Origin of the sequence: Dyella halodurans (assembly GCF_026283925.1) — a bacterium.
GTDB lineage: Bacteria > Pseudomonadota > Gammaproteobacteria > Xanthomonadales > Rhodanobacteraceae > Dyella > Dyella halodurans.
This window is the reverse complement of sequence record NZ_JAPDPF010000003.1, coordinates 224,229-236,620: the sequence shown is the minus strand read 5'-3', so window position 1 is coordinate 236,620 and position 12,392 is coordinate 224,229. Positions and strand designations below refer to the sequence as shown.

Annotated in this window: 10 protein-coding genes; 7 read left to right on the top strand and 3 right to left on the bottom strand. The window is 64.7% G+C overall.

The window, feature by feature from the left end; genetic code table 11:
* Positions 1 to 153: 153 nt before the first annotated feature.
* The 6 genes from cysD (at position 154) to OUZ49_RS07780 (ending at position 7,348) form a co-directional block, all read left to right on the top strand.
* Positions 154 to 1,056, top strand: coding sequence for a sulfate adenylyltransferase subunit CysD (gene cysD / locus OUZ49_RS07805; RefSeq protein ID WP_380003517.1), 903 nt, complete (start codon positions 154 to 156; stop codon positions 1,054 to 1,056).
* Positions 1,056 to 2,945: a sulfate adenylyltransferase subunit CysN gene (cysN, locus tag OUZ49_RS07800; protein ID WP_266149766.1), complete on the top strand. Its 1,890-nt coding sequence runs from the start codon at positions 1,056 to 1,058 to the stop codon at positions 2,943 to 2,945. Before cysD ends, cysN begins: the two co-directional genes overlap by 1 nt.
* 134 nt (positions 2,946 to 3,079) lie before the next feature.
* The gene (gene gcvT, locus OUZ49_RS07795; RefSeq protein WP_266149765.1) at positions 3,080 to 4,180 is read left to right on the top strand and encodes a glycine cleavage system aminomethyltransferase GcvT; all 1,101 of its coding nucleotides are present in this window, start codon (positions 3,080 to 3,082) and stop codon (positions 4,178 to 4,180) included.
* 102 nt (positions 4,181 to 4,282) lie between these two features.
* Positions 4,283 to 4,678, top strand: coding sequence for a glycine cleavage system protein GcvH (gene gcvH, locus OUZ49_RS07790; RefSeq protein WP_266149764.1), 396 nt, complete (start codon positions 4,283 to 4,285; stop codon positions 4,676 to 4,678).
* A gap of 728 nt (positions 4,679 to 5,406) precedes the next feature.
* The gene (gene metJ / locus OUZ49_RS07785; protein ID WP_266149763.1) at positions 5,407 to 5,967 is read left to right on the top strand and encodes a met regulon transcriptional regulator MetJ; all 561 of its coding nucleotides are present in this window, start codon (positions 5,407 to 5,409) and stop codon (positions 5,965 to 5,967) included.
* Between the two features lie 337 nt (positions 5,968 to 6,304).
* On the top strand, positions 6,305 to 7,348 hold the full coding sequence (locus OUZ49_RS07780; protein ID WP_266149762.1) for an energy transducer TonB: 1,044 nt from the start codon (positions 6,305 to 6,307) through the stop codon (positions 7,346 to 7,348).
* A gap of 108 nt (positions 7,349 to 7,456) precedes the next feature.
* Here the strand turns inward: OUZ49_RS07780 and OUZ49_RS07775 are convergent, their stop codons facing one another.
* Both OUZ49_RS07775 and OUZ49_RS07770 read right to left on the bottom strand, forming a co-directional pair.
* The gene (locus OUZ49_RS07775; protein WP_380003520.1) at positions 7,457 to 8,755 is read right to left on the bottom strand and encodes a serine hydrolase domain-containing protein; all 1,299 of its coding nucleotides are present in this window, start codon (positions 8,753 to 8,755) and stop codon (positions 7,457 to 7,459) included.
* Positions 8,756 to 8,940: 185 nt separating this feature from the next.
* Positions 8,941 to 10,542, bottom strand: a complete 1,602-nt coding sequence (locus tag OUZ49_RS07770; RefSeq protein ID WP_266149760.1) for a GMC family oxidoreductase — start codon at positions 10,540 to 10,542, stop codon at positions 8,941 to 8,943.
* A gap of 69 nt (positions 10,543 to 10,611) precedes the next feature.
* Between OUZ49_RS07770 and OUZ49_RS07765 the strand changes: the two genes are divergently transcribed.
* Positions 10,612 to 11,928, top strand: a complete 1,317-nt coding sequence (locus OUZ49_RS07765; RefSeq protein WP_266149759.1) for an NTP/NDP exchange transporter — start codon at positions 10,612 to 10,614, stop codon at positions 11,926 to 11,928.
* Between the two features lie 13 nt (positions 11,929 to 11,941).
* On the opposite strand, the gene OUZ49_RS07760 is transcribed toward OUZ49_RS07765, so the two are convergent.
* Complete coding sequence (locus tag OUZ49_RS07760; RefSeq protein WP_266149758.1) at positions 11,942 to 12,370, bottom strand: CBS domain-containing protein; 429 nt, start codon at positions 12,368 to 12,370, stop codon at positions 11,942 to 11,944.
* Between the last annotated feature and the right edge of the window lie 22 nt (positions 12,371 to 12,392).

Sequence of the window (12,392 nt, the reverse complement as noted above, 5' to 3'; positions counted from 1 at the left end):
AAAAGATCACGCCGGTAGGCGCGAATCGTCCCAGCGCGTTTTTCTGCCGTCTGCGGCGGCTCACCGTGTTCCTTCGGGTGACTTCCGCTAGATTTCCACGGATGATCTGCCGCTACCCCGGGGCGATCGAGCCAGAGGCCAGCGAAACCATCTATGTCCCCCATGTCCTATCTGGATGCACTCGAGGCTGAGAGCATCCATATTTTTCGAGAGACGGCGGCTGCTTTCGAGCGCCCGGTCATGCTCTATTCCATCGGCAAGGACTCCTCCGTGCTGCTGCATTTGCTGCGCAAGGCGTTCTATCCCGCGCGCCCGCCGATGCCCCTGCTGCATGTCGATACGACCTGGAAGTTCCGCGAGATGATCGCCTTCCGCGACCAGGTGGCGGCCGCGGGTGATGTCGAAGTGCTGGTGCATATCAATGAAGACGGCGTGCGCCAGGGTATTTCGCCGCTGGTGCACGGCTCGGCGGTGCACACCGATGTCATGAAGACGGTGGGCCTGAAGCAGGCGCTGGACAAATACCGCTTCGACGCCGCCATCGGCGGTGCGCGGCGCGACGAGGAGAAGTCGCGGGCCAAGGAGCGCGTGTTCTCCTTCCGCAATGCCCAGCACCGCTGGGACCCGAAGAGCCAGCGCCCGGAGTTCTGGCACACCTACAACACGCAGATCCACAAGGGCGAAAGCGTCCGCGTGTTTCCGCTGTCCAACTGGACCGAGATGGACGTGTGGCACTACATCCGCCGGGAGGGCATTCCGGTGGTGCCGCTGTATTTCGCCAAGCCGAGGCCGGTGGTGGAGCGCGATGGGGCGCTGATCATGGTCGACGACGACCGCTTCACCCTGCGCGAGGGCGAGACGGTCGCCATGCGCGAAGTGCGCTTCCGCACGCTGGGTTGCTATCCGCTGACCGGCGCGGTGGCGTCCAGCGCCGACACCCTGGACAAGATCATCGACGAGATGGCCACGTCGCGCAGCTCCGAACGCCAGGGGCGGGTGATCGACCATGACGCCAGCGCGTCGATGGAGCGCAAGAAGCAGGAGGGTTATTTCTGATGACGACCGTGGAAATCACCCCGGCGGTGGCGCAGGACAACACGAACCTGCTGCGCTTCATCACCTGCGGCAGCGTCGACGACGGCAAGAGCACCCTGCTGGGCCGCCTGCTCTACGACGCCGGCATGCTGCCGGAGGACCAGGTCGCGGCGCTGATCCGCGACAGCCGCAAGCTGCATGCCGATGCGCCTGATCAGCTGGACTTTTCCCTGCTCACCGACGGCCTCGATGCCGAGCGCCAGCAGGGCATCACCATCGACGTGGCCTACCGCTATTTCCATACCCAGCGGCGCAGTTTCATCGTGGCCGACTGCCCGGGGCATGAGCAGTACACGCGCAACATGGCCACCGGCGCCTCCAATGCCGAGCTGGCGGTGGTGCTGGTGGATGCGCGCAAGGGACTGCTGGCGCAGACGCGGCGGCATACCTATATCTGCGCGCTGATGGGCATCCGCCAGGTCGTGTTGGCGGTGAACAAGATGGATCTGATCGACTACCGCGACGACGTCTTCGCCGCCATCGCGAACGAATACCGCGAACTGGCCGCGCATATGGGTATCACCAGCGTGCACTGCCTGCCGGTGGTGGCCCCGAGCGGCGACAACGTCGGCCAGCGTTCCACCCGCATGCCCTGGTACCGCGGTCCCTGCCTGCTGGAACTGCTGGAGTCGGCCGACACGGCGGCGACGCAGGCGGTCGACTTCCGCCTGCCAGTGCAATGGGTGAACCGGCCGGATGCCTCGTTCCGCGGTTATGCCGGCACGATCTGCGGCGGCCAGGTGGCGGTGGGCAGCGAGATCGTCGTGCAGCCGGCCATGCAGCGCGCGCGGATCGAGCGCATCGTGACGGCCGACGGCGATCTTGCCGAGGCGAGCGCCGGCCAGGCGGTGACGCTGACCCTGGATCGCGAAGTCGACGTGAGTCGCGGCGACGTGATTGCCGATGCCACACGGCCGGCGCCGGTGGCGGACCAGTTCGCCGCCCACCTGTTATGGATGGGTGATGAGCCATTGCTGCCCAATCGTGCCTACTGGCTGAAGATTGGTTCGCGTACCGTCAACGCGCGGGTGACCACGATCAAGCACAAGGTCGACGTCAATACCCAGGCCGAGTTGGCTGCGCGTCGGCTCGACCTCAACGAGGTCGGTTACTGCAATATCGACCTGGACCACGCGATCCCCTTCGAGACCTATGCGGACAACCGCACCCTCGGTGGCTTCATCCTGATCGACCGCCAGACCCATGCCACGGTCGGCTGCGGCATGCTCGCTTTCGCCTTGCGCCGTGCCGCCAACGTGCACTGGCAACATACCGACCTCAACAAGGATGTTCGTAGCGCCAGCAAAGGGCAGCAGTCGCGCTGCCTGTGGTTCACCGGCCTGTCGGGCGCGGGCAAGTCCACCGTGGCCAACCTGGTCGAGCGCCGTCTGCACGCACTCGGCTACCACACCTATATGCTGGACGGTGACAACCTGCGCCACGGCCTCAACAAGGATCTTGGCTTCACGGCTGAGGCCCGCGTGGAGAACGTGCGAAGGGTGGCCGAGGTGGCGCATCTGATGGTCGATGCCGGCCTGATCGTGCTGGTCTGCGTGATCTCGCCATTCCAAAGCGAACGTCGCTTCGCCCGCAGCCTGTTCGACGGTGGTGAGTTCCTCGAGGTCTTCGTGGACACCACGCTGGAGGAGTGCGAGCGGCGCGATCCGAAGGGCTTGTATCGCAAGGCCCGTGCCGGCGAAATTCTCAATTTCACCGGTATCGACTCGCCCTACGAGGCGCCCGAACAGGCGGAATTGCATCTGCGCACCGCCGGCTTGCGTCCCGAACAGCTGGCCGAGCAGGTGGTGGAGCAATTGCTCGCGGGATTGGGGCCGCATCACTCGGGCTAAATGTCCTGACGCGTAGATTACGGCGTTGCAAGACGCGGTCATGGATACGGCGACGCACGGTGAGCCGGCGTCGCTCGGCTTGGAATGCCTTGTTCGCGCGGCGATAATGTCGCTTTCCCCAGAGCACGACTGCGATGACCGAGAAGACCGTACTTAATGACACCCATCGCGCGCTCGGAGCGCGTATGGTCGATTTCGGTGGCTGGGACATGCCGATCAACTACGGCTCGCAGATCGAGGAGCACCACGTCGTGCGTCGCGATGCCGGCATGTTCGACGTCTCGCATATGACCGTGGTCGACCTGCATGGCCCGCGCACGCGGGAGTTCCTGCGTCACCTGCTGGCCAACAGCGTCGACAAGCTGAAGCTGCATGGCAAGGCGCTGTATTCGTGCATGCTCAACCCGCAGGGCGGCGTCATCGACGACCTCATCGTGTATTTCCTCGGCGAGGAATTCTTCCGCCTGGTGGTCAATGCGGCCACCCGCGAGAAGGACCTGGCCTGGATCGAACAGCAGGCCAAGGCCTTCGACGTGCAGGTGAAGGAGCGCCCGGACTTCGCCATGATCGCCGTGCAGGGCCCCAACGCCCGCGCCAAGACCATCGGCCTGCTGGCCGAGATCGACCACGAGCGGATCGGCAAGCTGGGCAAGTTCGCCGCCGCCGCCGCGCAGGGGCCGCATGGCATGCCGCTGTTCGTCGCCCGCACCGGTTACACGGGTGAAGACGGTTTCGAGATCATCGTGCCGCAGGAGCACGCGGTGGCGTTGTGGCAGGCGCTGGTCGCCGCCGGCGTCGCACCGGCAGGCCTGGGTGCCCGCGACACGCTGCGCCTGGAAGCCGGCATGAATCTTTACGGGCAGGACATGGACGAGACCGTGTCGCCGTGGGAGGCCAACCTCGGCTGGACCATCGCGCTGGACGAAGGGCGTGACTTCATCGGCCGCAAGGCACTCGAGGCGCAGAAGGCCGAGGGTGTAAAGCGCGTGATGGTCGGCCTCGTGCTCGACGACAAGGGAGTGCTGCGTCACGGGCAGCCGGTCCTCACGGCCAATGGTGCCGGCGAGATCCTCTCCGGCAGTTTCGCCCCGACGCTCAACAAGGCCGTGGCCTTTGCGCGCGTGCCGTCGGGTGAGCCGGGCGACGTACGTGTCGACATCCGTGGCCGGGAAGTGCCGGTGCGCGTGGTGAAGTACCCGTTCGTGCGCGACGGCAAGCCTTGCGAAGGCATCTGATGCTTATTGCAACCGGGCCGTGCCGGCCCGTGTTGCCTTTGGGATGAAGAAGCTAGAATTGCCACTTCATCCCCGACCCAAGACCAACGACTGGATTCGATCATGAGCGAGATTCCCGGCGATCTGAAATTTCTCAAGTCCCACGAATGGGCCCGCGTCGAAGACGACGGCCTGGTCCGCGTGGGTATTTCCGACCATGCCCAGGGCCAGCTCGGTGACCTGGTGTACGTGGAGTTGCCGGAGATCGGCGCCAGCGTGCAAGCCGGCCACGGCGTGGCCGTGGTCGAGTCGGTCAAGGCCGCCTCGGACATTTACAGCCCGGTGTCCGGCGAGATCGTGGCGGTCAACGAAGGCCTCAACGACAAGCCCGAGACCATCAACGAGGACGCCTTTGGCGATGGCTGGATTTTCCTGGTTCGCGCCAGCGACCGGGGCGAGCTGGACGAGCTGCTCGACGCCGACGCCTATGCCGAACTGATCGAGAACGAAGACCACTAAGTCCGCGTTCGCTGCTGCACCCGACGCCGGCCGCTACCAAGCGGCCGGCGTCTTTTTGAGCGGCGCGGTCTCCACGATCCTCATCAACGGGCACTGACATTGCGGGGGCTCAGCGCATCGACTGAGTGATGAGTGCGAGAGGCATGCACGAGTCGGCGGCGAACGCCTTCAAGTCCATCATGGGGTGGTATCGGCAGCTCGAGGGGCGGCAGTTTGGTGGCCGCAAAAGTTACCGACGGCTATGCCGATAGATGTCCATGAGGTAGATCGGGAAGGGGTTCGCGGACGCGTGCCGGGATCGGATGAAGGGCCTTCGCGACCGATTCGGCGTCCGATGGAGGGGGCGAGGGCTTCTTCCCGGGGGGTGGGCAAACGGACGATTTCAGTCGTGTTCTGTTCATTCTTGGACCCCCTCATGGGGCATCCAATTTACCCTGTGTATTCACGGAGATACGTGTTGAGTGAGTATGTCGGACCAATGTCGCAACGTGGCATGAAACAGCTTGTTTTAAGCGGTTTTATTGCATTAACCGGTTATATGTCTGTATTTGAATTTAGCGGTATGGACGTCTGATCTTAATTACCCTCAGACCCCCCTCAGGCCTTATCCGGTGGGGGTTTGGACCCTCCCGGGGGTGGATGAAACGAATTGATTTCGTAGCTAAAATCAATTGACAGTTGAAATCTTCAGGAATAGCTTTCGCATCGGAACACGGAGAACGGGTGCTATGGCAACATCGAAATTCATACCGCCTTATATCGAGCATGGAGAAAAGGCCGGCGCAGTTCGCAAGATCACGGTCTCGATTCCACTGCACGTTCTAAGGCCCCTTTCTGACGAACGCACCCGTCGTCAGGTGAACAATCTTCGGCACGCCACCAATAGCGATCTGCTTGTGGAGGCGTTCCTACATGCTTTTACTGGGCAACCACTGCCAACTGATGAGGAGCTGAGACGAACTATGGCCACTGCCAAGAAAGCCGCTGCAAAGAAGCCGGCCGCCAAGAAGGCGACCAAGAAGACCGCCGTGAAGAAGGCCGCCGCGAAGAAGCCGGTTGCCCGTAAGCCGGCCGCCAAGAAGGCTGCCGCCAAGAAGGTCGCCAAGAAAGCTGTCGCCAAGAAGCGTCCGGCGGCCGCCAAGAAGGCTGCCGTGAAGAAGGTCGCTGTCAAGAAGGTCGCGAAGAAGGTTGCCAAGAAGGCTGCCAAGCGGACCGTGAAGAAGGCCGCCGCCGCCAAGGTGGTAAAGGCCACCAAGACCACCAAGACCGCCAAGGTCGCGAAGAAGTAAGTATCAACTTACATAACTAGCTTCACCGACTTTTCTCCCCGCGGTGCCCAGCGCGGGGAGAGTCTTCGAAAGCGCGATTCGTCCCGGCCTATGCCGGGACGCTTCGTTTCCGGGGTACGAAAAATTCGTAGGCGACCTCGGATAGCAGCACGATGACGCGGCCGTGACATGCCGGTCTGATCCTGCTCGCCGCGACGTGACCCTACGCACGATTTGCCGTGGTGCCACATTACGGTTACCTTTCGTACATCCGCGCCGCGGGAGCCTGGGGAGGTTCCCGCTCCTGGATTCACAGGGGGAAAAAGCGCGGGTATCTGATGACACTCAGTGAGAGACCATGGATACCCGATATACACGTCAGTCGCGCCGCCGTGCGCGCGGGGCCATCAGGCCCGCTGCCATCGCCATTGTTGCTGTCGTCGCCGTGCTCGCGGCAGCGTCGTGGTTCCTTATCATCAAGCCGCACCAGGACCTGGTCGACACGGACGCCGGCGCGCATCCGTCGACGCCGGTGGTGGCGGGTCGTGAAGCGCCTCCGCCGCCCGTCAACGTGGCGGCCATGAGCACCAATCAGCTGCTGTCCGAAGCCCGCAAGGCGGTCAACGAGCAGCGCCTGCTGGCGCCCGCCGGCAACAACGCCTTCGAGTTCTATCTCAAGGTGCTGGAGAAGCAGCCGGGTAACCAGGTCGCCGCCGATGCACTGCGCGAGACCTTTCCGGTCGGTTCCAGCGTCGCCGAGCAGGCGATCAACCAGCGCGACTTCACCGAGGCCCAGCGGCAGATCGATCTGCTCGCCAAGGCCGATCCGGCGAACTACACGCTGACCATACTGCGCTCGAAGCTGGACGCTCAGCGCAAGCTGCAGGACCGCGAACAGCAGATGGCGTCCGACAAGGAGAAGCAGGCGCAGCTGGCTGCCCAGAAGGCCGTGTCCGACAAGGCCGAGGCCGATCGCCAGGCGGCCGAGGTGCAGCAGAAGGCGCTCGCCGAACAGCAGCAGAAGGCGGCACAGGCACGCCTCGCGCAGCAACAGCAGGCATCGTCCGAGTCGGCGCGGCAGCCTCAGGCAAGCACGGCCTCAGCGGCGAGCGAAAGCTTGAGTGCAAGCGGCTCGCATGGTGCGGTGCTGGTGAGAAATGTCAGCCCGCGCTATCCGGCGACGGCGATGCGATCCAACCAGGAGGGCTGGGTGGAGCTGACCTTCACCGTCACGCCGGACGGCAGCGTGGATGACGTGAAGGTGGTTGATGCGGAGCCGCGTCACGTCTTCGATCGCGCCGCGGTCGAAGCGGTGAGCCGTTGGAAGTACCAGCCAGCGACCCAGAATGGTGCACCGGTGGCCTCGCAGGACAAGCGTCGCATCGTCTTCAAGCTCAACTGATCGATAGCGGGCCGCACCCGCACGCGCAACGTACCAACGAAAGAGGCGCTGCATGGGTCCATGCAGCGCCTCTTTGCTTTCCAAGGCTCGGGTGAACCGTGGGACGGGTCAGCCGCTGGTGGCGTGGCCGCTTGCCGCGGTCTTGGTCTTGTTGCGTGTCTTGCCCTTGGAGCTGGCGGCGGCCTTCGCAGGCGCATCGCTATCGAGGCCAGCCCAATCCACATGCGGCAGGCCGAGCAGGCCATCCAGGACTTCGGGCATCAGGCCCGAGGGCACCGGGCCCGCGGAATTCCACAGCGTCACCACGCCGACATGGTATTTCGGGAAGAAGCCGATCATGGTGCGATAGCCTTCGACCGCACCGGCATGGAAGACCAGGGTTTCGCCACCGTATTCGAACACGCGCCAGCCGAGCGCGTAACTCGCGTCGCTCAGGCGTGCGCGCCGCCATGGGGTGGAGTGCATTTCGACCGGGGTGGCGACTTCCGGCGCGTGCAGCGTCTCCAGTAGTTGGGGCGGCAGCACGTCGGGGCGGCCGCCCATCTGTGCAATCAGCCACTGCTCCATGTCGCGCAGGCTGGCGTTCACGCCGGCGGCCGGCGCCACGCGGTAATAGGCTTCCTTTGGTTCGAACGGCGCCCAGCCGCTGCCGCTGGGACGGTGCGGGCGTGCCCAGCTCTTGCTCGCTTCCAACGCTTCGCGACCATAGCTGGCGGTCTTCATGCCCAGCGGAAAGAAAATCCGCTTGTCCACCTGGCGGTTGAAGAAGTCGCCGGTCTGCGCGTAGATCACGTCGCCGATCAGGCTGAAGGCGACGTTCTGGTAGCCGTAGCACTGGCCCACGCCGCAGGTGAGGTCGACCTCGTCGAGCTTGCGCACCAGTTCCTCGTAGGGAATGTTCTCCTCGAGCATATTGTCGTAGGTGTTCTTGGGCAGGCCCACGCGCTGGCCGAGGATGTCGCGTACGGTCGCCTGCTGCTGCGCCGAGTCGTCCTTGAGCCGGAAGAACGGCAGCACGCTGGCGAGCTTGGTATCCCAATCCAGCTTGCCTTCGTTGACCAGCACGCCGGTCAGCGCGGTGGCGAAGGCCTTGGACAGCGAGGCCAGGCGAAACACGGTTTCCGGCGTCACCGGCTCGCGCGTGGCGGCATTGGCGTAGCCGATGGTGTCCTCGAACACGACCTTGTCGCCCACGACGACGGCCGTGGCCAGGCCCGCTACCGAGTTGCGCTCATCCAGTTTCTGCAGCCACTGCTGATAGGCGTCCAGCGTTTCCTTGATGCGATCAGCGGGCAGGGCGGGCGCCTGCGCGGAGGCGCTGACAGGCTGTGCCACAGGGGGATCGATGGGACTGGCGAGCAGCGACGCGCTGGACAGGCCCAGCGCCGCGGCGATCAGGAGGGGCATCGTGCGTAACGTCATACTACTCGAACGCTTTGGTGGGGCCTGCTGGGCGCCGTTGGAACTAGAACGGCGCCGGCGGGGCCGGGCCAGGTGGATGCGAGTCGGATCCCTCCGTGACGCGTGGGCGAGATTAACTCAGGTCGGGCCGAAAGTCCCCGCTGCCCGCCGGCGTTAAGAAGTCGTCTACCTCAAGGAGGTCGGCCCTCTCCCGAAGAAGTTTCGTTCAGGATCAAGGCGCTGGCGCGCTCGGCGATCATGATGACGGGGGCATTGGTGTTGCCGCTCGGCAGGCTCGGCATCACCGAGGCATCGACGACGCGCAGGCCGTCCACGCCGCGCACACGCAGCTTGCTGTCCAGCGGTGCGCCGGCGTCGTTGCCCATGCGGCAGGTGCCGGCCGGGTGATAAATCGTCTCCGCCTTGCGACGAATGAAATCGGCGTATTCGGCATCGGTACTTAGCGCCCGCTCGGGAAACACCGGGGCGCCGCGGTAAGGCGCAAACGCGGCCTGGGCCAGGATGTCGCGCGAGAGACGCGCGGCCTCGATCATGCGCTGCAGATCGTGACCTTCCGCGTCGCCGAGATAGTTCGCGTGGATGGCGATGGGCTGCGCCGGGTTGGCCGAACGCAGGCGCAGGCGACCGCGGCTGCGTGGATGCAGATAGCAGGCGTGCACCGTATAGCCGTAACCGGGCAGCCGATGGCGGCCGTGATCGTCGAGCAGGGCGGGCACGAAATGGAACTGCAGGTCGCAGCGCTCGTCGGTGGCCAGGCGGCTACGGACAAAGCCGCCGGCTTCGGCGACGTTGGAGCTGCCCGGCCCATCGCGATGACGCAGGAAGCGCCAACCCGCCGCAAGTTCGTTGAGATGGTCGTAGGTGATGCGCTGGGTGCTGCCGTCGAGCGTGCAGATATCCAGATGGTCCTGCAGATTGGCGCCCAGCTCGGGCATGTCCGCTACCACCGCGATGCCGTGCTCGCGCAGATGATCGGCGGGGCCCAGGCCCGAGAGCATCAACAGCTGCGGTGTATTGATCGCGCCACCGGCAAGGATCACTTCGCCCGCCTCGAGCAAGTCCGTCGCGCCCTGCAGCTGTACGCCGACGGCGCGACCGTTGCGGATGACGACGCGGGCGACGGCGGCCTTCGTGCGCACCTCCAGGTTCTCCCGCTGCCGCACAGGCCGCAGAAAGCCCGAGGCGGTTGAGCAGCGGGCGCCAGCGCGCTGGGTGACCTGATAGAGGCCGAAGCCATCCTGCCGTGCACCGTTGAAGTCGTCGTTGCGGGCATGGCCGGCGTTGGTCGCCGCTTCGACGAAGGTCGTCGACAAGCTGTTGTGATAGCGCAGGTCGCTGACGCCGAGCGGGCCACCGGTGGCGTGCAGTGGGCTGGCGCCGCGGCTGTTGTCTTCGCTCTTCAGGAACCAGGGAAGCACCTGTGACCACGACCAGCGTGCATCGCCGGTTGCGCGCGCCCAGGCGTCGTAATCGCCGGGGACACCGCGCACGTAGCACATTGCATTGATCGAGCTGGAGCCACCGAGCGTCTTGCCGCGCGGCCACCACAGGCAACGGTTGAGCAGCTGCGGTTCCGGCTCGGTGCGATAGTTCCAGTTGAGGCGACGAACGTTTGCGAGGCGCGCAATGCCTGCCGGCATATGGATCAGCGGATGCCAGTCGGCGGGGCCGGCTTCGAGCAGCAGCACGCGCTTGCCGGGGTGTGCACTCAGTCGATGGGCCAGCACGCAGCCCGCCGAGCCTGCACCCACGATGATGTAGTCGTACGTCACGCCATTTCCCCCGTCCGTGCCCGTCATAGTCGCATGCTAGTCTGTGCGCGACCCAGGCTGGATACGCCAGTGAACACCCCTCGACCCGCCGCAGCGAACGAAGGCCTCGCCTCGACCCTGTCGGCCATAGCCTTCTTCTTCGTGATGACGGCGTACTACATCATCCGGCCGGTGCGGGACCAGCTCAGCGGTGCCGTCGGCTCGCAGTCGCTGCCCTTGTTCTACGGCAGCGTATTCGCGGTGATGTTGTTGCTGACGCCGGTGTTCGGCGCCCTGGTCGCGCATTTCCCACGCCGGCGCCTGCTGGGCTGGACCTACAGCTTTTTCATCGCCTGCCTGCTCGCCTTCGTGCCTGCCTTCGTGGCGCAGGATCGCCTCGGCGCACGCCAGCTCGGCGTGGTGTTCTTTGTCTGGGTCAGCGTGTTCAACCTGTTCGTGGTGTCGCTGTTCTGGAGCTTCATGGCGGACATCTTCCACAGCGTGCAGGCGCGTCGGGTGTTTCCGTTGATCGCGCTGGGTGGCATGGCCGGCGCCATCTTCGGTCCCCTGGTGACCAAGCTGCTGGTGCAGACGATCGGCGTGGCGCCGTTGCTGGTGGTATCGGCAACTGCCCTGCTGGCCGCACTCGTGCTGCTGCTGGCGCTTTCGGCGCGCCTTGATTGCCGCGCACCACTGCAGCGCGATGAAGTCATCGGCGGTTCGCTCTGGGCCGGCATCAAGGAGCTGTGGACGCGGCCTTTCCTGCGCTACATGGCGATCCTGATGGTCCTGGGCGACGGTATCGGCACCTTGGCCTACGCCTTGATGGCGGACTACGCCAAGGTCCATTTGCCGGACAAGATTGCGCGCACGTCCTTCTACAACGATCTGGACCTGGCAGCGAATGTGCTCGGCGTGGTCCTGCAGCTCACGTTCACGCGCTGGCTGCTGATTCGCCGGGGCACGACGTGGGGCCTGGTGCTGCCGTCACTGGTCAATCTGGCCTTGCTCGGTGGCCTGGTGATGTTCGGTCACGGCAATCTTGCCTTGCTGGGTTTCGCCGTGCCGATGCTATCGGTGACGCTGGTCGGCACGCGTGGCTTCGCCTATGGCATGACCAAGCCGGCGGTGGATGCGCTGTATACGCGGGTGCCGCGGGAGACGCGCTACAAGGGCAAGAACTTCGTCGAGACGGCGATCTGGCGCTTCGGCGATTTCGTGGTCACCAGCGGGGTGACCGTGCTGGGCAAGGTCGGCGTGGCCGTGGGTGGCATGGCGGCGATCGGTGCGGGCGTCTCTGCACTGGCTACCTGGGTGGCCGCGCGCGCAGGTCGCTCGCCAGACCTGCTGCCGGAGCAGCAGGAGATGCCGGCGAATGCAGGGCAGGCGCGACCGGCCGAAGCGTGAGCGCCTGCCTGGATCAGCTGGTGATATAGCGCTGCAACTGCTCGATCTGTTCGGCCTGGGCGTCGATCACTTCCTTCACCAGGTCGCCGATCGAGATCACGCCGATCACCTGCTCGCCGCTGACCACCGGCAAGTGGCGAATGCGGCTGTCGGTGCAAAGGCGCATACAGTCGAATACATCCGTATCCGGCCCTACGGTGAGCGGCGGACTGCTCATGATCTCCGACACGGCCGTCTGGGCCGAGGAGCGACCTTGCAGGATCACCTTGCGCGCATAGTCGCGCTCGGAAAGGATGCCAACCAGTCGCTCGCCTCGCATCACCAGCAGCGCGCCGACGCGGCGTTCCGCCATGTGCTTGATCGCATCGAGCACGGGTGCATCCGGTGCGATGCTGTAAATGTCGTTGCCCTTGCCTTCCAGCAAATGCTTGACTTGACGCATGCCTGAACCTCCCACGCGACCG